Source organism: Xanthomonas arboricola pv. juglandis (assembly GCF_001013475.1).
GTDB classification, from domain to species: Bacteria; Pseudomonadota; Gammaproteobacteria; order Xanthomonadales; family Xanthomonadaceae; genus Xanthomonas; species Xanthomonas arboricola.
This window is the reverse complement of record NZ_JZEF01000002.1, coordinates 725,642-747,889: the sequence shown is the minus strand read 5'-3', so window position 1 is coordinate 747,889 and position 22,248 is coordinate 725,642. Positions and strand designations below refer to the sequence as shown.

At 63.0% G+C, this 22,248-nt stretch carries 21 protein-coding genes; 14 read left to right on the top strand and 7 right to left on the bottom strand.

The annotated features are described in order from the left end of the window. From sctJ to XARJCFBP2528_RS08600, 3 genes are read right to left on the bottom strand one after another with little or no spacing between them, the layout of a single operon-like run. The gene (gene sctJ, locus XARJCFBP2528_RS08610; protein ID WP_006451031.1) at positions 1–765 is read right to left on the bottom strand and encodes a type III secretion system inner membrane ring lipoprotein SctJ; all 765 of its coding nucleotides are present in this window, start codon (positions 763–765) and stop codon (positions 1–3) included. 1 nt (position 766) lies between these two features. After that, positions 767–1,159 carry a type III secretion protein HrpB2 gene (locus tag XARJCFBP2528_RS08605; protein ID WP_026064308.1) on the bottom strand — a complete coding sequence of 131 codons (393 nt, stop codon included), beginning with the start codon at positions 1,157–1,159 and terminating at the stop codon, positions 767–769. Between the two features lie 31 nt (positions 1,160–1,190). Then, positions 1,191–1,646 carry an HrpB1 family type III secretion system apparatus protein gene (locus XARJCFBP2528_RS08600; protein WP_026064309.1) on the bottom strand — a complete coding sequence of 152 codons (456 nt, stop codon included), beginning with the start codon at positions 1,644–1,646 and terminating at the stop codon, positions 1,191–1,193. A gap of 212 nt (positions 1,647–1,858) precedes the next feature. Here XARJCFBP2528_RS08600 and sctU point away from each other — a divergent pair, with 212 nt between their 5' ends. The 13 genes from sctU to XARJCFBP2528_RS24270 all read left to right on the top strand — a co-directional run bounded on the left by sctU (position 1,859) and on the right by XARJCFBP2528_RS24270 (position 12,001). Next, entirely contained in the window at positions 1,859–2,932 is a 1,074-nt protein-coding gene (gene sctU / locus XARJCFBP2528_RS08595; protein ID WP_047124584.1) for a type III secretion system export apparatus subunit SctU, read from the top strand. Between the two features lie 8 nt (positions 2,933–2,940). Beyond that, positions 2,941–4,863 (top strand): FHIPEP family type III secretion protein, encoded by a 1,923-nt coding sequence (locus XARJCFBP2528_RS08590; protein ID WP_016901418.1) that lies wholly within the window; start codon positions 2,941–2,943, stop codon positions 4,861–4,863. Beyond that, positions 4,863–5,498 (top strand): type III secretion system protein SctP, encoded by a 636-nt coding sequence (gene sctP, locus XARJCFBP2528_RS08585; RefSeq protein WP_016901417.1) that lies wholly within the window; start codon positions 4,863–4,865, stop codon positions 5,496–5,498. The genes XARJCFBP2528_RS08590 and sctP overlap by 1 nt, the downstream gene beginning before the upstream one ends. A gap of 90 nt (positions 5,499–5,588) precedes the next feature. Further along, positions 5,589–6,542, top strand: a complete 954-nt coding sequence (sctQ, locus tag XARJCFBP2528_RS08580) for a type III secretion system cytoplasmic ring protein SctQ (RefSeq protein WP_080591315.1) — start codon at positions 5,589–5,591, stop codon at positions 6,540–6,542. Beyond that, positions 6,529–7,173: a type III secretion system export apparatus subunit SctR gene (gene sctR / locus XARJCFBP2528_RS08575; protein WP_006451038.1), complete on the top strand. Its 645-nt coding sequence runs from the start codon at positions 6,529–6,531 to the stop codon at positions 7,171–7,173. Before sctQ ends, sctR begins: the two co-directional genes overlap by 14 nt. 4 nt (positions 7,174–7,177) lie before the next feature. Beyond that, the gene (gene sctS / locus XARJCFBP2528_RS08570) at positions 7,178–7,438 is read left to right on the top strand and encodes a type III secretion system export apparatus subunit SctS (RefSeq protein WP_016901415.1); all 261 of its coding nucleotides are present in this window, start codon (positions 7,178–7,180) and stop codon (positions 7,436–7,438) included. After that, the gene (locus tag XARJCFBP2528_RS08565; protein WP_016901414.1) at positions 7,435–8,250 is read left to right on the top strand and encodes a hypothetical protein; all 816 of its coding nucleotides are present in this window, start codon (positions 7,435–7,437) and stop codon (positions 8,248–8,250) included. Before sctS ends, XARJCFBP2528_RS08565 begins: the two co-directional genes overlap by 4 nt. After that, on the top strand, positions 8,247–9,194 hold the full coding sequence (gene hrpD5 / locus XARJCFBP2528_RS08560) for an HrpD5 family protein (RefSeq protein ID WP_026064088.1): 948 nt from the start codon (positions 8,247–8,249) through the stop codon (positions 9,192–9,194). The genes XARJCFBP2528_RS08565 and hrpD5 overlap by 4 nt, the downstream gene beginning before the upstream one ends. A 10-nt stretch (positions 9,195–9,204) precedes the next feature. Then, the gene (hrpD6, locus tag XARJCFBP2528_RS08555) at positions 9,205–9,447 is read left to right on the top strand and encodes an Hrp regulator HrpD6 (protein ID WP_016901411.1); all 243 of its coding nucleotides are present in this window, start codon (positions 9,205–9,207) and stop codon (positions 9,445–9,447) included. A gap of 83 nt (positions 9,448–9,530) precedes the next feature. After that, positions 9,531–9,812 carry an HrpE family protein gene (hrpE, locus tag XARJCFBP2528_RS22285; protein WP_080591312.1) on the top strand — a complete coding sequence of 94 codons (282 nt, stop codon included), beginning with the start codon at positions 9,531–9,533 and terminating at the stop codon, positions 9,810–9,812. A 56-nt stretch (positions 9,813–9,868) separates the two neighbouring features. Further along, positions 9,869–10,351, top strand: a complete 483-nt coding sequence (locus XARJCFBP2528_RS08545) for a CesT family type III secretion system chaperone (RefSeq protein WP_016901409.1) — start codon at positions 9,869–9,871, stop codon at positions 10,349–10,351. 170 nt (positions 10,352–10,521) lie between these two features. Further along, positions 10,522–11,640 carry a pectate lyase gene (locus XARJCFBP2528_RS08540; protein WP_016901407.1) on the top strand — a complete coding sequence of 373 codons (1,119 nt, stop codon included), beginning with the start codon at positions 10,522–10,524 and terminating at the stop codon, positions 11,638–11,640. 226 nt (positions 11,641–11,866) lie between these two features. Further along, positions 11,867–12,001 (top strand): hypothetical protein, encoded by a 135-nt coding sequence (locus XARJCFBP2528_RS24270; protein ID WP_016901406.1) that lies wholly within the window; start codon positions 11,867–11,869, stop codon positions 11,999–12,001. A gap of 82 nt (positions 12,002–12,083) precedes the next feature. On the opposite strand, the gene xopF1 is transcribed toward XARJCFBP2528_RS24270, so the two are convergent. Next, the gene (xopF1, locus tag XARJCFBP2528_RS23690) at positions 12,084–14,081 is read right to left on the bottom strand and encodes a type III secretion system effector XopF1 (RefSeq protein WP_026064085.1); all 1,998 of its coding nucleotides are present in this window, start codon (positions 14,079–14,081) and stop codon (positions 12,084–12,086) included. Continuing rightward, positions 14,078–14,524, bottom strand: a complete 447-nt coding sequence (gene hap3 / locus XARJCFBP2528_RS08530; protein ID WP_080591310.1) for an Hpa3 family type III secretion system protein — start codon at positions 14,522–14,524, stop codon at positions 14,078–14,080. Before hap3 ends, xopF1 begins: the two co-directional genes overlap by 4 nt. Before the next feature lie 1,123 nt (positions 14,525–15,647). On the opposite strand from hap3, the gene XARJCFBP2528_RS23320 reads away from it, so the two are divergent. Beyond that, the gene (locus tag XARJCFBP2528_RS23320; RefSeq protein WP_144422070.1) at positions 15,648–15,869 is read left to right on the top strand and encodes a hypothetical protein; all 222 of its coding nucleotides are present in this window, start codon (positions 15,648–15,650) and stop codon (positions 15,867–15,869) included. A gap of 869 nt (positions 15,870–16,738) precedes the next feature. On the opposite strand, the gene XARJCFBP2528_RS08525 is transcribed toward XARJCFBP2528_RS23320, so the two are convergent. After that, positions 16,739–19,546 (bottom strand): HrpF/NolX family T3SS translocon protein, encoded by a 2,808-nt coding sequence (locus XARJCFBP2528_RS08525; RefSeq protein WP_026064084.1) that lies wholly within the window; start codon positions 19,544–19,546, stop codon positions 16,739–16,741. 373 nt (positions 19,547–19,919) lie between these two features. Next, a complete protein-coding gene (gene paoC / locus XARJCFBP2528_RS08520) occupies positions 19,920–22,133 on the bottom strand; it encodes an aldehyde oxidoreductase molybdenum-binding subunit PaoC (protein ID WP_016901396.1) in 2,214 nt (737 codons plus the stop codon). Positions 22,134–22,248: the final 115 nt, after the last annotated feature.

Below are 22,248 nucleotides of genomic sequence, written 5' to 3'. Positions count from 1 at the left end.
TCACCCAGCATGTTTTCTGGACAACGCGCGCAGGCGCTGCCAGCCGCCCCAGCGGCGTGCATCGGCGCTCGGCCACCAGTACAGCGCTGCCGCAGCAATCGCCACGCACAGCGCCAGCGCGCATCCGGCCAGCCACGGCCACGGCCATGCGCGCGCAGGCGCCGCCACAGAGAGCTGCGCATCGCTCTCCGCCCCGCCCGGCACCAGCGTGACGCTGACGTTTTCGTAGGTCAGTCCTTCCACGCTGTGCATCACCAGCGTCTTGATGCTGGGTACCAGGCTGGTCAGATCGCTACCGACGCGAAACTTGATGAACACCGCAGCGCTGGAGGGTTTGACCGAGGTGGACAGCGGGTCGTTGTTGGGAAGCACGATCTGCACATCGGCCGCGATCACGCCGTCGATATTCGACAAGGTCTGCGACAGCTGCTGCGACACGCCGTAGATGAAGCGCACGCGTTCTTCGGTGGGTGTGGAGATCAGGCCGTCCTTCTTGAACATCTCGCCGAGATTGGCGTGTCGCTCATGCGGCATGCCATGCGTGCGCAGCACGTTCAATGCGTACGCGACCTGATCGTGCGGCGCGTTGACCGCCCAGGTCTTGCCGTCGTCGGGCGTGAGCTTTTCTGCATCCACACCAGCCGTCAGCAGCACGGCCAGCATGTCGTTGGCGTCGTTCTCGGTCAGCCCGGAATAGAGCTGCTGGTCGCAGCCAGACAGCAGCAGTGCCAGCAGCAACACCAGCAGGTATCTGAGCTTTCGCATGCTATTGGTTCTTGAACAGCGTCTGCACGGCGTTCTTGCCCGACTGTGCCACGCCGACGCTGACATTGAGGTTGAAGCCAACCATCGTCAGCTCGTGCATCAACTTCATTTGTTGCGAAGCCATTTCCTGCAGACCCATGGTCGGCGCCTGCATGCTGAAGGCATCGATATGCTCGGTCATGGTCCGCACGCCATCGTTCTGCACGTCGACCATGCGGCTCATCATGCTCGGCTCGCCCACACGCTGCATGGCTGGCGGCAACGGGCTGGAGGACTGCATCAGCGCCTGGAAGCGGTTGACCAGCGCCTGGTTCGGCGCCGCTGTCGGCGACACCGCCGGCGTGGACAGGCCGGTACTGGCTGTGATTGCTGGGACAGGAGGAATGAGCGTCATGACGTGTTCCGCAGGCTGGGGGGAGTCTGGCTCAGGCGCGCAGATACTGGGCGTTGGGAACTTCCATCGGCGCGGCAGATTCGGCCCCCGCTTCCAGCGGCGCGGGTGCCGGGGTATAGCGTCCTGACAGCGCCTTGACCAGGCCAACGGCGTCGGCATCGGCGTCCTCTTCAATCAGACCGTCTGCAATGCCATGCCAGGACGCGTCGCCCACCGCAAACAAGCAACACGCGTACAGCGCCTTGCACAACGGCTTGGAGCCTGCATCGGCCTCCAGCTCACGCAGCAGGCGCGCGCCCTCCAGATAACTGCCGCGCTTGATCGCAATCCAGGCATCGAAGGTATCCAGCGCCTTCAGCTCTGGCCGCAGTACCCTCACGGCGGCCAGCACCACTGCGGCCTCTTCGAGTTTTTCGTGGGTCAGCCCGACCGTGATCAGTTCGATCAGCCCACTCACGACCGAACCGGGACATTCGATGTTTTCCATACCGCACCTCGTCATTCAATGGCTGTGGACAGCATGCGTGCGTAACGTACGCGTCGGCGCCAACCAAGGCTTTTCAGAAGCGAACATCGGAACACCATCGCGAACAAACACCGCGTGCTTCGTCCAGCCATGCACACGTTCGCCCTGGAAGCGGATCGCCTGGCGATGGCTCGACCAGAATCGGCGCGCAGCAACAGCGGCTGGAGATCGCCATGTCGGATGAGAAGACCGAGAAGCCGACCGAAAAGAAACTGCAGGATGCGCGCAGGGATGGGGAAGTCCCGATCAGCCCGGATGTCACTGCCGCCGCGGTGCTGCTGGCTGCGCTGTTGGTGATGAAGCTGGCAGGCAGCTATTTTGTCGAACACCTGCGTGCATTGATGTCGATCGGTCTCGATTTCAGCGCCAATACGCGCGATGCCACCGCCTTGCAGCGTGCGCTCGGTCGCATCGGCATCCAGGCAGTGCTGCTGACGCTGCCCTTCGTGGCGGCCTGCCTGGCCGCCGGATTGATCGGCACCTTTCTGCAGACCGGGCTCAATGCCTCGCTCAAACCGGTCACGCCCAAGTTCGATTCGCTCAACCCCGTGAACGGCTTCAAGAAAATTTTTTCGTTGAAGAATTTCATCGACCTGATGAAGCTGGGCATCAAGGCCGCGGTGATCGGCGTGGTGCTGTGGTACGGCCTTCGCGCACTGATGCCGACGATCATCGGGCTCGTCTACGAGCCGACGCCCTACATCGCCCAGATCTGCTGGCGTGCGCTGGGCATTCTGTGCGCCCTGGCGGTCCTGGTGTTCGTGCTGGTCGGCGCGGCAGATTGGAGCGTGCAGCATTGGCTGTTCATTCGTGACAAGCGCATGAGCAAGGACGAGCAGAAGCGCGAACACAAGGAGAGCGAAGGCGACCCGGAACTGAAGGGAAAGCGCAAGGAATTCGCCAAGGAACTGGTCTTCGGCGACCCACGCGAGCGCGTTGCCAAGGCCAAGGTGATGGTGGTCAACCCGACCCATTACGCCGTCGCGCTCGCCTACGAACCGGACGGCTTCGGTCTGCCGCAAGTGGTTGCCAAGGGCGTGGACGACGGTGCGCTGGAACTGCGTGCCTATGCGCACAACCAGGGCATTCCGATCGTGGCAAACCCGCCATTGGCGCGTGCGCTGCATCAGGTCGAACTGGGCGAGGCGGTGCCTGAAGCGCTGTTCGAAACGGTGGCGGTGGTGCTGCGCTGGGTCGATGCGCTGGGCCGCGACAACGATGACGGCAGCGGTCCGCTGCCCTGCTAGGAGATGGCATGCGCCTGACACGCTATTTCTCATACACCGGTGAAGTGGCGATCGCCGCCCTGGTGGTGGCGGTCATCGGCCTGATGATCCTGCCGTTGCCCACCCCGCTGATCGACACGCTGCTGGGCATCAATATCACCCTCAGCGTGGTGCTGCTGATGGTCACGATGTATGTCCCCGACTCGATCTCGCTGTCCTCGTTTCCCTCGTTGCTGCTGTTCACCACGCTGCTGCGGCTGTCGTTGAACATCGCATCGACAAAATCGATCCTGCTACATGCCGAGGCCGGCCACATCATCGAGAGCTTCGGCGAGCTGGTGGTCGGCGGCAACCTGGTGGTGGGCCTGGTGGTGTTCCTGATCATCACCACGGTGCAGTTCATCGTGATCGCCAAGGGCTCCGAGCGCGTTGCCGAAGTGGGTGCGCGCTTCACCCTGGACGCGATGCCCGGCAAGCAGATGAGCATCGATGCCGACCTGCGCGGCGGCAACCTCAGCGCGGACGAAGCACGCAGCAAACGCGCGCGGCTGGCCATCGAGAGTCAGCTGCACGGCGGCATGGATGGCGCGATGAAATTCGTCAAGGGCGACGCCATCGCCGGCCTGGTGATCACCATGGTGAACATCCTGGCCGGCATCGTGGTGGGCGTGACCTACCACGCCATGAGCGCAGGCGAGGCGGCCAACCGCTTTGCGATCCTGTCGGTGGGCGATGCGATGGTGTCGCAGATCGCCTCGCTGCTGATCTCGGTGGCGGCCGGCGTGATGATCACCCGCGTCGCCAACGAGAACGAGGCCAGGATCAGCTCGCTCGGGCTCGAGATCGGCCGCCAGCTCACCGGCAATGCGCGCGCCTTGCTGGCGGCGAGCGTGCTGCTCGCCTGCTTTGCGTTCGTTCCGGGATTTCCTGCGCTGCTGTTCCTGCTGCTGGCGGCGGCCGTGGGCGCAGGCGGCTATACGATCTGGCGCAAGCAACGCGATCTCAGCGGCAGCGATCAGCACACGCTGCCATCGACCAGCCGCAAGGGGGCCAAGGGCGATGCGCCGCACATCCGCAAGAGCGCGCCGGATTTTGCCTCACCCCTGTCGATGCGGCTGTCGCCGCAATTGGCTGCGCAGCTCGACCCGGCGCTGCTGGACCAGGCGATCGAGAGCGAGCGCCGGCAACTGGTGGAACTGCTGGGCCTGCCGTTTCCGGGGATCGCGATCTGGCAGAGCGACTCCCTGCAGGACCTGCAGTACGAAGTGCTGATTCACGACGTCCCGGAAACCCGCAACACGTTGAGCGATACCGCGGACCTGCAGAAAGCGCTGGCCCAACAGGCCATCGCACCGCTGCGTGCACGCGCGCATCTGTTCGTCGGCATCCAGGAAACGCAGTGGATGCTGGAACAGGTGAGCGCGGACTATCCCGGGCTGGTGGCAGAGGTCAACAAGGCCATGCCCGCGCAGCGCATCGCCGATGTCTTGCGCCGGCTGCTGGAAGAACGCATCCCGGTGCGCAACATCAAAAGCATCCTGGAGAGCCTGGTGGTGTGGGGACCGAAGGAAAAGGATCTGCTGATGCTGACCGAGTATGTGCGCTGCGATCTCGGCCGCTATCTGGCGCATACGGCCACCGCAGGCACCGGGCAGCTGCCTGCGGTGATGCTCGACCACGCGGTGGAACAGTTGATCCGGCAGTCGATTCGCGCCACGCCGGCAGGCAATTTCCTGGCGCTGCCACCGGAGCAGGCCAATCAGCTGGTCGAGCAGGTGGAACGCATCGTCGAAGATCAGGCGCGGCATCCACTGGCAGTGGTTGCATCGATGGACGTGCGGCGTTATGTCCGCCGCATGATCGAGGCGCGGCTGAACTGGCTGGAGGTGTATTCGTTCCAGGAACTGGGCGCAGAGGTGCAGCTGCAGCCGATTGGCAGAGTGGTGGCCTGATGCGCAAGCCACCGGTTCGCCACGTGCGCATCCTGCCTGTCACCGGTAAACCGCTGCAGCCGCCCGCAGCGCCCACACCGGGGCGTGCGACGCAGCGTGTCAGCTTCATGCAACTGCGCCGACGCCTGGGCAGCTTGCTGCCCGGATTGCCGGACATGGTGTCGCCTGAGGATGGAGACGACGCTGCGCCGCTGCCCGAAGCGGCGGATGCAGCCCGCGACGATCACGACGCCGCGCGGCTGCCAGGCGCTCCAGCCTGTCTGGATGACGGTCATCGTGGACAGATCGCTCGAGGCGAGAACAGCGACGCGCTGGGTCGGCAGATCGCCGCCGAGTGGATCCGCACCCAACGCGCGCAGATGGCTATCCACCACATCGCACTGCGGGTGGCCGAGTTCTGCAATGCCACGCCGGTGCGCGGCGCAGGAATCTGGGAGGCGTGGCTGGAGATCAACCACGACATCCTGCCGCAGACCACGCTGTTGTTGCGGCTTTCGCCAGACCAGCTATCGCTTCGCTTCGACAGCGGCTCGCCCGAGACGCGCGAGGTACTTTGCAATGGAAGAAAGCGTCTGGATACCGCATTGAAGGCCGCGCTCAGCGGCGCGCTTCAGATCAGCATCGAGGTCGTCTAGCGCACACGCAGCAGCACAGCCATAACCAGGGACCCCGCTTTGTCAACCGAGCCGAGCCCGACGTCACCGACACGCGACTTGTCGCAAGCGCTGACCCACGTACCCGCCGCACGCGCGCAGCTTGGCAGGGTGCTGTGCGATGCGCGTGCCGTGCAGCGGTGTGGCTTCACCGCGCAACGTCGTGGCATCCGGGCGGCGGAAGCGGCGCGCCTGCAGCTGCAGTTCGATAGCGGCAGCCTGGAGTTGCGGATCGCCGCACGCGGCGGCCTGGCGCCGCTGTTGAACGAAGCCGACGACGCCCTGCGTGCGGCGATCGCCGGCGTGCTGTTGAACGATTTCCTGCACGCCTTCGCAGCGCTCGGGCTGGGCACTGCCGAGGTCGTCGCGCTCGAGCGTTGTGCGGACGCAGCCGATCGCCTGGAGGTCGGCATCACCCTGGGCGGCATCGACGCGATCGCAGAGACCGCCAGCCCAATGCTGCTTGCCGCGCTGCAAACGGCTGTCGCTGCGCTGGCAACGCCATCGCCGCTGCCGGCCTGGCTGGGCGCACTGCGGCTGAGCACGCGCCTGCGCATCGGCCAGCGCACGGCGACGGCGACGCTGCTGCAAGCGCTGCGCCCGGGCGATGTGCTGCTGCACGCGCTCGCCCCGGCTCCCGTGCGCAACGGCGAGCTGCTCTGGGGCATCCCTGGAGGCGCGGTGTTGCGCGCTCCGGTGGCCCTGAACCTGCAACAGATAATTCTGGAGACCGCTCCCGCCATGCAGCACGATATGCCCGAGCTCGATGCCACATCGTCCACCACCGATGTGGCGGCACTGGAACTGCCTGTCCACCTGGAAGTGGACCAACTTGCACTGTCTGTGTCGGTGCTGTCGGGCCTGCAGCCCGGCCAGATCCTCGAACTGTCGGTGCCGGTGGATCAGGCCGACGTCCGTCTGGTCGTCTACGGCCAGACCATCGGCATCGGCCGGCTGCTGGCGGTGGGCGAACATCTCGGCGTGCAGATCCTCAGCATGTCGGAGACCGCGCATGCAGATGCCTGATGTCGGCTCGCTGCTGCTGGTGGTCATCATGCTGGGCTTGCTGCCCTTCGCAGCGATGGTGGTCACCTCCTACACCAAGATCGTGGTGGTGCTCGGCTTGCTGCGCAATGCCATCGGTGTGCAGCAGGTGCCGCCGAACATGGTCCTCAACGGCGTCGCGTTGCTGGTGTCGTGCTTCGTGATGGCGCCGGTGGGCATGGAGGCGTTCAAGGCCGCGCAGAACTACAGCCCCGGTGCCGACAACAGCCGCGTGGTGGTGCTGCTCGACGCCTGCCGCGAACCGTTCCGGCAGTTCCTGCTCAAGCACACGCGCGAGCGCGAGAAAGCCTTCTTCATTCGTTCGGCGCAGCAGATCTGGCCCAAGGACAAGGCCGACACGCTCAAGCCGGACGATCTTCTCGTCTTGGCACCGGCATTCACGCTCAGCGAGCTGACCGAGGCGTTCCGCATCGGCTTCCTGCTGTATCTGGTCTTCATCGTGATCGATCTGGTAGTGGCCAATGCGTTGATGGCAATGGGTCTGTCGCAGGTGACGCCGACCAACGTGGCCATTCCGTTCAAGCTGCTGTTGTTCGTGGCGCTGGATGGCTGGTCCATGCTGATCCACGGCCTGGTCTTGAGTTATCGGTGACGCCATGGACCATGATGATCTGGTGCGATTCACCTCCGAAGCCTTGTTGCTATGCCTCAAGGTGTCCTTGCCGGTGGTCGGCGTCGCCGCGCTGGCTGGCTTGCTGATCGCCTTCATCCAGGCAGTGATGTCGTTGCAGGATGCCTCGATTTCGTTCGCGCTCAAGCTGGTGGTGGTGGTGGCGGCCATTGCAATCACCGCGCCGTGGGGCGCCTCGGCGATCATGCAGTTCGGCCAGGCGTTAATGCAGGCGGCCTTTCCATGATCCGGCGCATTTCGCCAGGTGCTGTGCCGCCGTCGCTGCCGAGCGCGCCCGGCGCATCGCACCACCATGCCGATGCGCCGGCCGCTGGCGCACAGCCGCTGGCGGACACGCCACATCATGCACCGCGTCTGCGCCCCGCTCCACCGCGCAGGCGGCGACGCGGCATGCGGTCGCTGGATGGCATGGACGACGAGCTCGACGCCACCGAACTGGAAGACGCCGAGGCAGCACGTGTCTCGGCGCTACGCGGCCGGGTCAGCATCGCAATCGCTCAGCCGCAGGAACAGGGGCAAGGCCAGGACGATCAGCATGGCGCCGGCGCTCGCGCACACGCCGGCGATCCGCAGGCAGAGACGTGGCCAAGCGCCTCGCCGGTCCACCGGGACGAGGATGTGCGTGTGGGTGTCCAGGCAGTCATCGATCGCTATGCGGCAACGCGCGCCGCCGACCAGACGCTCAGACGGCAGGCCCTCACCGCTGCGTTCGTGGAGTTGCGTGACATCGGCATTGCCCATCCGGTTGCCGCATCGCTGACCACCATGGTCTGGATGTTGATGCGCGAGCACCTGCAATCCGGCCAGGCGGGCAGCTTTGCCGAAAGCATGGACACCTTGCGCAAACGCTTGGTGGAGATGGTGCACGCGCAACCGGAGCCCACACCAGCACTGCGTAGCTACAACCTGCTGCTGCCGCTGATGCTGATCAGCGCGGGAAGACCGCGCAGACCCGCTGATTGTGCGCGTGGCGTCACGCGTTTGAACACGCTACTGATGGAACACCAAGACTGGGCCGCTCAGGGGATTCGTGCATGACCATGCAACTTCGCATACTGACGGGAATACACGCCGGCGCGCGATTAGATTTGCAGCCAGGCAGCTATACGTTGGGCGCCGATCCCCAGGCCGAGATCCGGATCGAAGACTGGCCTGATTGCCCGCTCATCATCGAGGTGGATGCAGATGGTCAAGTTCGTTATCGCAGCGACACGTTGCCAACGACACCGTTTGTTGCGCTGCATCCAATGCGGTTTGGTCCGTTGGTGCTGTGCATCGGCGAGGCCGCGGCCGCTTGGCCAGATGATGTGGCACTACTGGAGCGGTTGCTGTCTCCAGCCGCAACGCCGGCAACACCTCCGCCACCCAGGTCCAGGCGCACTGCGATGCGCGCAGTGGTGGGCGCCATGCTAGCGCTGGCCGCCGCTGCGCTGCTGCCCTCCCTGCTGCCGGCGTTTCTCTCCGATGCCGCTCCGGCGCGCAGCCAGGACAACCAGCTCAACCAGATCCGGTCCGTGCTGAAACGGCTCGGCTTGCGCGAAGCGCGCGTGGAGCAGGTCGGCCCGCGCGTGCGGGTCGAGGGCCTGGTGGCGAGCAGCGCGGATGCGGCGCGCCTGCGTGCACAACTGCATCGGTATCAACATGCCGTCACGGTCGATGTGGTGGTGGTGGATGAGGTGCTGGCCATCCTGCGCGACACCCTGGCGGACCGCGACCTGAACGTTCGCTACGACGGTCAAGGCGTGTTTTCCATTGCCGGCGACAGCGACAACGCAGAGCGTGCAATCCGGCGGATCGCCGACCTGCGCAGCGATCTGGGCCCGGAGATCCGCAAGCTGCATGTGGACATCACCCAGCAGGACCCGTCGGTAAAACCGCCTTCGAACTACGATGCCGCCCTGTTGGTGGAAGGACTGAATTACGTGGAGACACCGGACGGCACCAAGCACCTGACTTCCCTGCCGCAGCAAGCGGCGCCATGAGAACCGCACCATGTTCGATGCCATGACAGACACGGTCACCCAGGATATGAGCAAGATCTTGCAGACCAAGGCGCTGGATGTCTCCGGCGAGCGACTGCGCAACGTCGAGGCAGCGCTGCATACGACAGCGCAACAGATCCGTGTGCACTGGTCTGCAGCGAGCGATCAGGCCGCGCGCAACGATTTCACTGTCTTGCACGACGGCATCAACGCCGCGCGCGACATCGTCGCGCATGTTGCCGGCATGCCTTGACCATCGATTTCCCTGGTCGCCTCGACCAGGTAAAACGCGCCGGCAGGCGCCCCCGCTTTAATCAACTGCTAAGGAGTCTTCGTATGGCTTTACTTCCCGAAATGAGTTCATTGCACTCGCGCTTCAGCCAGGGCGTTGACGGCTTTACCGGAGGCGTTTCAAATGGAATGTCCGGTGCCGCGGCAACGCATGGGGCGAGCGGGCAGATTGACTCGCTGCTCGGCGACCTCACCGCCTCGGACGAGGATCAAAAGCGCATGAACAACAAGATCACCATGCTCAAGAACGATCTCGACTTCAACGTGGCGCTCAACAAGTTCATCGGCAAGGCCGGCGACAATGCAAAAAGCCTGGTCGGTCAGTAACGGCTTTTGACATGACGCGGGGCCGGTATGCGGCCCTGCGTCAGGTTGCATGACGGATGAGCAGCGCCCGATTCGAAGCGATCGTTCAGCAGATGTGCGAAGCACTGGAGCTGCCGGATGTGCAGGCGGTGCTCAACAGTCGTGTGCTCTGGGTAGACGGGTTTGAAGTCTATCTGCACATGCCTGCAGCCCAGACCGACGATGAAGCACAGCAAGCGCCGGAAGAAGAAGCGCTGTATCTACGCATCTCCTACGGCCTTGCTCCGGCGGGGCGCACCCTGACGGTGTTCCGGCTGTTGCTGGAAGCCAACCTGTCGGTGTACGCACAGGACCAGGCGCAACTGGGATTGAACGATGCCGGCGTGATCGTCCTGATCGTACGCGTGCCGCTGGACGACGACGTCGACGGCGCATGGATCTGCGATCTGCTCGCCCACTACGCCGAGCATGGCCGTTACTGGAACAACAACATCTTCATTGCACACGACGACATGTTCGAAGGAATCGCAACGGGAAACTATCTGTGGCTACGCGCGTAAGGTGCTCGACCTTGCCTGCAGGCTGATGCTTGCCGCGAGACAGGCACGACCCGGCAGCACACTGTCGGAGCCTTGCGTATCCGCTGCGCCGTGTCACCGCCACGCTATCGCGCCGTTATCCCTCTCGCAGGATTTCTTCCGCCCTTCATCTCTCGCAAGGACACTCGCCAATGAACCTCGCCATCCCCTCACACACCACTGCGAGCTTACAGCCGTCCTCGTTCTCGCTATCGCAGCAGCAGGCCCTCACCGCGGTGATCATGAGCATGCTGGCGTACTGCATGCAACGCATGCTCAGCGACATGCTGCATCCACAGGATCAGCCATCCAGCGACGGCCAGCCACCGACCAATCCCACTCCGACACCCTCGCTGCCGCCCTCGGGCCCGCCCGCTTCCACCAACGCCGGCGGGCAGCACGGCAGCGGCAGCAATGGCGGCAATGGCGGCAATGGCGGCAATGGCGGCAACAACAAAGGTAACGGAAGCACCAGCGGGACAGCAGCCGGCAACGGCGCATCGCCCACCAGCCCAGGTCAACCGGTATCGCCACCCAACAGCGGTCAGCCGGTCACGCCCGGCCCCAACGGCACGCAGGCGCCCCTTCCTCCCGGCAAGGTCGTCACCGCGCCGCCCGGCGTCCAGAACAAGCCCATCGTGGTGCACAAGGGCGAGGTGTTCGACGGCAAGAACCAGCTGTACGTCGGCGGCCCTTCCCTGGGCAAAGGCAACCAGGACGAGCATCAGCAACCGCTGTTCGTGGTCGAGGACGGCGGCAGCCTCTGCAACGTCAACATGACCGGCGGCGGCGACGGCGTGCATTTCATGGGCAGCGGCAAGATGGTCAATTGCGTCAACGAAGACGTCAGCGAGGATGCGGTCACCATCGATGGCCAGGGCAACCGCGAGCATGATGCAGGGATTGCCGGCTGCAGCCCGGAGGTCAGCGGCCGGCCGAAGGTCGAGATCATCAATTGCACGTTCAAGAACGCCGCAGACAAGGTCGTGCAGGACAACGGCGCTGCCGACGTGGTGATGTCGGGCGACACCGTCGAGGGTGCCAGCAAGGTCTTCCGCACCAACGGTGGGCATACCGATATCGACACCAATCTTCAGGTCGAGAATTGCGAGTTCAATCAGGTCAAGGAAGCGGTGTTCCGTACCGACGCGCCCGGCGCAACGGTGAAGCTGGCGAACCTGAAGACCGATGCGCCCAATGAGGTGATTGCCCCCAACGCGTCCCAGGCCAACGGCGCGACACGTATCGGCTACAAGGCCTACAGCGGCTGATCGCAGCCTGCAGCGGCGCTACGCGTCGATCCTGCCCGGCAGATGCATGGCGTTGCCGCATCTGCCGGGCATCGGCATTGGGTGGTGTCGAAATGGCCGCATACCGATACACCGACTGTTGACTCCCTGCGCCTGGCGCGTCGATTCACGCACGCGAGCAGGATATGGGGGATCCCGATGCGCACCCTGTCTGGTCAATGGCAACGGGGTACAACTGCAGGCCCATATGGCCGACCGTGCCAGCCGAACCCGCAAACGCCAACCGGTGCTGGCCACCTGGAATGCACGGCGATGCAACGACATCGCCAGTTCCCGCGAGCGCATGGCGCGCAGCAGGACCGACAACAAACGACAGGCGTGACCGTGGTGACGCCTGTCGTTGCTGCATGCCGCGCGATTGGATCAACAGCAGCATCGACCACTCACGGCCGGCCATTTTCCCACTAGCGAAGCGCCTCGCTCTCGTGCAATGCATGCCTGAGCGTCGTCAACCCGGTGTCCAGGGTCTCGGTCAGGTTGTTGCGCGGTACGCCGCTGAACATCGCCGCCTGCCCGGCGTGCAGCTCATCGCGCACGGTGTCGATGGTCGCAATCGAGACGGACTGCGTGTCGATCTCCGTGCGGAGTTTCTCCAGGGCATCATGCAATCTGACCGCCTGCGGCCCCGGTGCAGGCGCAAGCGGCTGCCCCTCCTCCAGGGCGCGCGCAATCTGCGCCTGTGTCGGCGCAAACATCGCGATCGCCTCGCTGATCGGCTCGGCCAATGACTGAAGCGTACGGGCGATGGTGCGTTGATGGCTGGCCGCTCTGACGGCACGCTGCTGATCAAGCCGCGTCGCCTGGGTGGTGTTGGCGCCGTTCTTGGCCTTGAGCGCATTCCAGACCGTATCGTTGAACAAGGTCTGCACCGCCTGTTGTACGACCGTAGCGGTGGAGTTGGCGGCTTCGCCTGCAACGCTGCCGTTTGCATTGCCACCACGCAAGGGCGCGGCGATCAGGCGGCCTGCCCCGAGCGAGGCGAAGTTGGCCAGCAAGTTGCTGAGCATGTGACGGCCCAGCACATCGCGTAGCGCAGTGGTAACCGCGTTGGTGGTGCTCAAGGCTTGCCTGGCCAACGCCAGGCCTTCTTTCCCGGTCTCCAGCAGATAGTTGGGGGGAAAACGCACAGCGTCGGACCATTGCGCCGGCCGACGCGTCTTGTCCGGCAATGCCAGCGAAAACAGATTCAGCCGCTGCTGTCCGCCAAGCAGGTCGGGCACGCGCATCTGGCCGGTACGCGCCACCGCCTTGCCGGTTTCGAGCATCGCCTTCTGCACCACCCCTGCCCCGCCAATGGCGAGTGCGCTCAACCCCAGTTGGCCGGCCGGCGTGCGCGTGCCCGGGTCGTCGGAGATTCGCCGCGCCGCGTTGAATCCCGCGTTGATCGTCGGCTTGAGCAGCAAGGTGTCCAGGGACTTGTCGTCCAGGGTCGATTGCCGCTGGGTGATGCCCTGGCGGAGGTCGTAGGTCTGCGCCTTGAGCTCCGCAAGCGTGGGTGCGTCGCCCTCGCCCGGGCGTGTGAAACGCTTGCCCTCGGCAGTGATCTCCAACAGGGCCGGTGGCGGATCGGGCACCAGGATCTTGGGGTCGATGGCCTGGAACCGCGGCAGGTTGGCAACGCGCGCGCGCCTGTCCATTGCCGGGATCAGCAACGTATCGCTGGTATAGGACATCAGCCCCGCCACCGCGCCGGACAGCGTCGTCGTACTCAGCGTCTCGGATCCGGGCGCACGCGCGCCGTCGTAGGCTGCGCCTGCCGCGAGACCGAACGGGGTGCGCATCGAGCCGATGATGAGGGCCCTGAGACATTCGTAGGCGATCGGCCAGGCCGCCTTTGCACCTGCTGTCTTCATGTCGCCGGCGATCTGGTATCCGGCATCCGGCCCGAACGCCGCGATGCGTTCCTGCACGCGCGCGTCCGCCCACTCCAGATACGCAGCCTGCAGTGCCTCCTGCTCCTTCGAGGGAGCCGCAAATGGCAGGTCAACCAGGCGTGCACGTAGCTGCGCCTTCAACTCCGCCGCTGCCGATGCACTGCGCTGCGCATGGGTCGTTCCAGCGGCAGGTGACTGCGGCTCATCGACAACCGAGGGCGTGGGGCCGGCCTGCGCACTGTGAAACGATGCATCCGTCAGCTCGGAAGAATGCGACGACTGCGAGGACTCCGAACGATGGGATGCGCCATGCGAGGATTCGGCCTGCGTCGTGCCGGCGGTCACGCGAGGCGATAACGGTGCGCGACGACCGCGCAGCACCGGCCCCGAAGACAGGCCTGCGAGCGGCCCGGGCGGCGAGCGCGTCTGTGGCGGGGTCACGGTGTCCACGGCCTGCGTTGGGTATGCGGGCGCAGAAGATGTTGCGCGGCTGCTGGAAGCGGTCCCGATATTGCTGGTGAGTTTCATGAGGCCACCTCGGCCGCGCTACCGGCCTGCGTCACCAGCGCGTCCAGCACCACACGGGCAACCACTTGCCCGCGCTCCAGCGCGGTGGCCACGGCATCGGGCGTGCGCTCGAGCAACAGCGGGCAAACGCACAGCAGGCCAAGGTCCGAGAGCGTGAGCCGCCAGCCGTATTCGGTCAGCAATTGTTCCTGCAGCGCCAGCAGCGTCACCACCTCATCGCCGCCGAGCTCGCGTGCGGCCAACGGCAGGATCACTTCCGGAAACGCCGCCACTTCGCCCTGCTGCATCTGCGTGTGGACACGGCACAGCATGCCCGCAGGCCCAAGGATGGTTTCGCCTCCGCCGAGTCGTTGCGCGAGCTCGCCAGGCAACCCGAGGCAGGCGCCAACGCTGAAGAAAAACGCGGTGTTCGCTGCGTGGCGATTTCCTGATTCCAGCGTCATCTGAAACTCTCCGGGAAAATGCGATGAGTAGCCAATCCACCATTTCGGTGGAGCGCAGTGTCTGGCTGGCCATGCAAAGCCGGGCAAGACGCTGCGAAATCACTCGCGCCGCACACGAAGTTGGTCTGGTGGAAGCCGCGCAATCGAGACCTATGTCATACGCTGCCTATGTATGCGGGAGCGGCAGATGAATCGCTTGAAAGACCGCGGGGAACGCGACGACGCGGATGCTCCGCGCAGCCGTGGGCAAGCGTTTTTTGAGCAAGCGCGAAATTTTGACTGTTTCGCCAGACGCGCAACTACCGCACACGCGGGAGATATTCATTCCGGGCACTTGCTCAAGCCCGGACATTGATGAGTAGGCAATGCATTCCTTCTCCGGCATCCAGGGCGTCGTGCGATCGCCTTGACTACTTTCAGGTTCAATTTTCGCACCAAGCACCATAAGTAGCCTTAATTAATATATTTCACTCACTATTTGATCCTTCTTAAATATTCCAAGCTAGATTTATGATTAACCAATAAGCTCAGAGAACGCGTTCACTGCAGCTTTCTCGGACGCCTCCCAGATCCCCCCCCGCTCGCGCACAAGATGAATTCTTCGCAATCCCCCACCGAGCTGTGCCAGCACCCTTCATACTAAACACCCCCCGTTAATCAAATAGGTTATGATCCGTCGGTATCTGCTGCTCTAAACAAGACTATGTTTCGAATAACTACGCCCAGTCCGACGCACAGGGCGCATCTCCCCGCTCGCCGGTTAACGCAACGGCAATAGCCTCTTCAAATCAGTTGGGCGGGCACTTAGGCGAGCTGGCGGCCTTGAACCGCAGTGCGTCTAGGGTTTCGTCGCTCCGGGGGCCGCGAATTTCTCTTTCACGCGAGCAGATGGCAGTAACCAAAGTCCTGCATCGAGTGAGGGATGAATTCTACCTTCGAAGTTCAAACTTCAAATCATCGAATAAGACCAGGAGTGGACGTGGCGACGTGGAGACACATCGCATAGAAAATGCGCAGAGAGAGATTTTAAGAATGAGGGGGGCAAGCGCTATACGACAGCGATACCGACTTCATCAGTGTCGCAATGGAAGGAAGAGCACATAACTGCGGGGAGCTCTCGTCATTGGCAAAACTTTATCTGGAAGATGAAGGATTTGTGGCACGCACGATTGACTTCAAGGCTGACCATTCTGCTGCAGTCATCGGTGCAGATTTTGGCGGCCTGCCAGCAGACATGACACAATGGGAACCAAGTATTTATATTTGTGATCCCCGGGCCAATATCGCGTGTCGGGGCAGCGATTATCCCGATCAATTTCTTGCCAAGACGGCGAAATGGCAATGACAGGGAAAGTCGATAAAAATCGACAATCGAGGGTTTACCCCCCTAGACCAGCAATGGGTGAATGACATGCTGCAAGGAGGGAAGGCAGCGTGTTGAATTCACGAAGCCGGCCGAGCAATCTCCGCCGCATCTCTAAACCCATAGTTTGAGAAGCCAGTGATGGCCTCCAAAGCTGAAACCCCGACTTTTTAATCAATTTATTTGCGCCGAAGATAGATAAATATCATCTTTCATACACCGCCCGTACGGGCGGTGTATTTATTATTTTAACTATAATACAGCTCAAGCGCGCCACAAGCCCGGCCTGATGCTTCCTGATATTTCGCTGCGTTCTAAAATTTATTTTCTCGACCACGGCCGGCTGCACCAGCTCCTGCAACGGACAAACATCTGATATCCCTTGCGACCGTCTAGACGACGGCCGACAAAGCAACATCGCCACATACGCTCTTGCTTAGAGTACGGCATGAATTGCAGCCGATTCAGAGGCTGACACAGCTGCGACTTCGCGACGGAAAGCAAGCGCTACTAAAGCACGTCGGCGCGAGCTCAGACAGATGCCAACCATCGCCAGTTTAATTTTGCGTTAGCGAATATGCGTGCGGCCGTGCTGATCTTTACGTTCGGCGCTGGGCATACCAGGCCGCCAAACGCATCTATCGGCAAGACCCAGATATTGCTAATGCAGTGGCTTGCCGTGTCCAGGTCTGCTCTTACAAAACGACGTATCTACTTGACTGGAGCTGGTACAGCTTTGGTTCCCAACACACATGCACCTGCGAATTGAGTTGAACGGCCTACTGACGAATTGGGCGATCATGCTGATCGCCCTTCCGCTCACGCAATAAGATGCTGATCAGGAGCGATCATCACCTACGCCGACCGCCCCGTAGATTCCTGAGGTTTTCCTTCATGTCTGCCTCGAAGTTGCCCGCAACTTCCTTCGGGATAATCTGTTTCCCCAGCGGTATTCCGCCCGTGTCCTCCAGCTTCTGGTGGATTTCGCCTTCTTTCTTCTCTTTATCCAATCGCACCTCTTCATAATGCAGGCCCGCCAACACAGGCGCCTTGAGCATGTCGGTCGATCGATTAATGTCGTTGCCTACCAAATATCCTTTAAACCCGTTAATGCGCTCTTGCCCCTTGGTTGCGCCCTTGCCTTCTCCTTTGACTACGCCCTCGCCTGCGCCCTTGGCCGCGCCCTCGGTTGCACCCTTGGCCGCCCCCTCGCCTGCGCCCTTGGTCACCCCTTTGGCTGCGCCCTCGGCGACCCCCTTAGCGACTCCCTTGGCTGCGAGTCTGGCCGAGGGTCCACCGGCGGCACCCACCACCGCCCCGGCCATGTTGATGCCTGCGAGTTCCCACGCCAGTTTCATGTTGCCACCTTGCAGCGCGGTGTCGATCACCTGGGCGGCCTGTGCTTCGCTCTCCAATGCCAGCGCTCCAACATCGGCAATCTCGCCAATGATCGGGATGCCGTTCAACGCACTCAGGCCGACCGAAGCCCAGTCCATGATCTTGCTGTCCCACTTGAGGAACTCATGTAAGCCCTTGCCGATAGTGCCGATGTCTTTTTTCTTCTGCTTGATCTCGGGTTGATCGGCCTTGCCCATCAACATGTCCGCGACAGCCTTCTTCTGTTCGGGCGACGTGGCCGTGTGCGTGGGTGATTTATCGACGGTCTTGTTGGCCGCCGTCATGTGATCGTAGAACTGCTGGAAATCCTTGTTGCTGATCTTGCCCGAGTCGACGACATGGCCACCGCCGAAGAAGCTGTGGGGCTTCTTGTAGCCGGTGATCGAATTATTCAACAAGCCGAACAGCAGCGGGTCGCCCAATAGCTGTTTGGCGGCATCGCGGACGGCAGGGTCGGCTTTGTCGTCCTTGGCGATCGTGTCGAGCTTGTCGCAGGTCACCTCCTTGCCATCGCCGAAGAACGCATCCTGGTGGCTGTGGATGGTGTCCAGCGTTTTCAATTCCGGTGCGGTCAGGTGCATCTGCGATGCGGATTTCTGCAGAAAATCCGGCGTACTCATCGAACCCGCGTCTCCCGCCAGCGCCTTCCACTGGTCGGGATTCTCACGAAAATACTGCGCTGCGGCGATGACCTGCGGCGGGCACTTCTGGGTCTTGCTGTCGCCTTCGACCAGGTGCTTGAAGGCATCTTGGTTCAGATCCTTCGGCAGATAGTCCGAATAGCGATAGAACTCGCGCATCGCGTCGCTTTCGGTCATGACCGTTGGCTGGGTCTTGTCCGGGCTGTCCGAGGCCACATAGTTCTGCGTGTAGCCCTTGGCTTGCTTGTTGGCGTATTCCGCAACCTGCGCGTGGCCGGCCGAGAATTTGCTCAGATCACCGGCCTTGATCTTGCCACCGCACTTGCCATCGCCCTGCGAGCCGATGGCGAAGAACAGCCGCGGATCCTTCTGCAGTTCCGTCAATGCCTGCTTCAAATCCGGCGGCGTCGCCGGATCGTTGATCTTCGCATCCAGGTCAGCCCACGCGACCGGCAGCTTGTCCTTGTGGCGATCGAGCGTGGTGACGATCTCCAGCTCGTTCTGGGTGAGTGTCCCGCCATCCCACGTGACCGAAGAGCCATCCACCGGCGGCGGCAGGTCGCGCCCTTTCATCTTTTCAGGATTGTAGGTCGCGTTCTTGCCACCCAACGCGGTCACCTGCGGGTGACGGTCGGCAAAGTCGTAGAGGTTGGCGGCAATGAGCGTGCCGTTGCACTTGCCCTGGTCATCATGGTGGTGCTTGCCGTGCCCCTGGGATGCCAATGCGAAGAACAGGCCAGGATCCTGCTGCAGGCCTTGCAGCGCTTGTTTCATGTCCGGCGGCGTGGCTGGGTCGTTGATCTTTTCGTCGAGCTTGGCGAACTCGATGGGCATCATGTCGCGATGCTGATTGAGCGTGGAGACGATGTCGAGCTGCGGCTGCGTGAGCGTGCCGCCGTCCCAGGTCACCGTTGAACCTTCTGCGGCAGGCGGCGGTGTCGCTCCCTTGATGTTTTTGGGATTGAACTCGGCATTCTTGCCGCCCAGGTCAGTGACCTGTTGATGGTGGTCGGCGAAATCCCACAAGTCCTCGGCCTTGATCTTGCCGCCGCATTTGCCGTCGCCCTGCGAGCCGAGGGCAAAGAACAGGCGCGGATCTTTCTGCAAGCCTTGCAGCGCGCTCTTCAGATCGGCGGGCGTGGACGGGTCATTGATCGTGTCGTCGAGTTTTGCGAACTCAAGCGGCATCTTGTCCTTGTGCTGATTGAGTGTGGAAACAATCTGGAGCTCCGATGCGGTGAGCGTGCCGCCGTCCCATGTCACCGATGAGCCATCCACCGCAGGCGGTAGTCTGGATCCCTTGATGTCCTTGGCATCGAACGGGGTCGATGGGCTCGGCCAGGACGTGCGTTTCTCGATCGGCTGGCCGGCTTGCACATCGTCCGCTGAAGGCGTGCCCAACCCCGGAACGTCGCTGCCTGATTCACTGATTGGCGTGTTGCCGTAGGTGGCGGCAATCAGATTATAAATCTGCTGCAAAAACAGGTTGTCCATCGCCAGCAATAGATCGGAGTCGTTCATGGCCGAATCGGATCCGGGTGCCTCCGACGACGACGCGTCATCCGTCAGAGGTAGAAACAGACCGGCGGCACTCCCGGTCGAAAGCGTGTTGAGCGACATGTGCGGCCTCGCAGTGACATAGCAGTGACAGAGCAGCTGCATATGAGTACATGCTCATACGGTCACACGGGCATGTCTCATGCGGCGAGCACAAATGGTGCCACTCCTGCTACGCGACGCACGCACCGATGAACTATTTTGGCGAAAAAAGCGCAGGAAACGCACATGGGCGACATCCTCACCCGACATCAGCTCGGGGGGGCCGATCAACGCGACCGGAGCGCGCATGGCGTGATCAGTTCGAGCGAATGCGGATCATCCTGCCCGGAGCGAATGCCAGGCCATGAAGCCAGGTATACATGTCGACCGCGTTCTTCACCAGGGCAGTGGCACCTGCCCGTTGAAGCCGGCTGATGCCCGGCCGCAACCCCGCTCATTCCGATGGAAGCGGGAGCTGCGCCAGCAGTTTGTCCAGCGTGATCGGGTACTCGCGCACACGGATGCCGGTGGCGTTGTAGATGGCATTGGCGATGGCCGGTGCCACACCAGTCAACCCCAATTCGCCGACGCCCTTGGCCTTGAGCGGCGACATGGTGGGGTCGACCTCGTCGATGAAATGCGCTTCCAGATGCGGAATGTCGGCATGCACTGGGACTTCATAGCCGGCCAGATCGTGATTGACGAAAAAGCCCAGCCGGCGATCCACTGCCATCTCTTCCATCAGCGCGGCGCCGACGCCCATCACCATGCCGCCGATGATCTGGCTTCTGGCAGTCTTCGGGTTGAGAATGCGGCCGGCCGCACACACCGCCAGCAGGCGCCGCACGCGGATCTCGCCGGTGTAGCCGTTGACGGCCACTTGCGCAAAATGCGCGCCGAAGGTCTGCTGGGCGTAGCGCTCCTTCAGGCCAGCGAACTCCATCGCATCCTCGACCACGATGTCGTGCTGCGCTGCCGCCTGGCGCAAGGGCACGCGGCGCGTGCCGGCGGTCACCATGCCATCGGCAAACTGCGCCGCGTCCACCGGCATGCCAAGCCGCTGGGCGATCGCCTGGCGCAAGGCGACGCACGCTGCATACACGCCAGCGGTGACCGAGGCCGCGCCCTGCTGACCGCCCGACCCCGGCGTCTCCGGAAAGCTGGAATCGCCCAGGTGGACGACGACCTGATGCAGTGGCACGCCCAGCATCTCCGCAGCGGTCTGCGCCACGATGGTGTAGCTGCCCGTGCCGATGTCGGTCATGTCGGTCTCGATGGTCACCTTGCCGGTGCGATCCAGCCGCGCACGCGCACCCGCCTTGGAAATCGGCGCACCACGCACCGCAGCGGCCATGCCCATGCCGATCAGCCACTGCCCCTCGCGCACGCTTGCCGGCCGCGCCAGCCGTTGGCTCCAACCGAAGCGTTCGGCACCTTCCTGCAGGCAGTCGACGAACGCGCGCGTGGAAAACGGCTTGCCCGGGTTCTCCGGATCCACCTGGGTGTCGTTGAGGATGCGCAGCGCAACCGGATCCAGGGCGAGCCGTTCTGCCAGCTCGTCCATGGCGATTTCCAGCGCCATCAAGCCGGGCGCCTCGCCGGGCGCGCGCATCGCATTGCCTTCGGCAAGGTCGAGTACGGCAAGACGCACCTGGGTCATCCTGTTCGCACCTGCGTACAGCACGCGGGTCGAGAGCGTGGTGGGCTCGGTACGCCCGCCGGGCAGATTGCCGGACCAGCTTTCGTGGCCAATGGCGGTGAGCCGCCCATCGCGTGTGGCGCCCAGCCGGATCCGCTGGATCGTCGCCGGCCGATGGATGGTGCTGTTGAACATCAGCGGGCGTTGCAGCGCCACCTTGACCGGCCTGCCGATCGCCTTGGCAGCGAGTGCGGCCATGACCAGATCCGACTGGACCGTGCCCTTGCCCCCGAAGCCGCCGCCGATATACGGCGAGAGCAAACGAATGTGGTGTTTGGGAATGCCGAGGATCTTGCCCAGATCGCGCCGGCCCCAGTTCATCTGCTGGATCGAGGTGCGGCAGGTGAGCTGATCGCCCTGCCAGCTGGCGATGCTGGCATGTGGCTCCATCATCGCGTGCGCCTGGTCCGGCGTGGTGTAGCGGGCATCGACCTTGACCGGCGCGGCCGCAAAGGCCGCGTCGAAGTCGCCTACCGCGGTTTGCGGTGGACCGCCAAACGGTGCCTGCTGTGCGATCGGCGCGCTGTCCAGCTGTTGCGCCAGATCGTAGCGGCCGGTTTCACGCACATAGTCCACGCGCACCAGCGCAGCGGCCGCACGCGCTTGCTCGAAGGTGTCGGCCACCACCACCGCAACGGGCTGGTGATAATGCTCGACCTCGGGCGCGGCCAGGAAACGTTGTACGTAGAACTCGCCGGTGCCCAGAGCCTGGGTGTTCTTGTAGGTGAGCACATGCAGCACGCCGGCAGCTTTCGCAGCGGCGGTGGTGTCGATGTGCGCAATGCGCCCCTTGGCGATTGCAGCGCCGACGATGTAGCCATACGCCAGCTCCTGCAGGTTGTCGTGCCACTCGTAGGCGTAAGGCGCGCTGCCCGTCACCTTGAGCGGGCCTTCGATACGGTCCACGGGCTTGCCGACGACGGTGAGTTGGTCGATGGGAGTGAGGTCTGCCGGCGTGTCGAACTTCATTGAGCGTATCTCCAGCGCAGCCGTCGAGAGCTGCGTATCGGGCAGTGCAATCGCGTGCTGTCGTTTCCTGCCCAACAGACGGCTCAGTTGCCAATACGGTTGAGGATGCGCACAC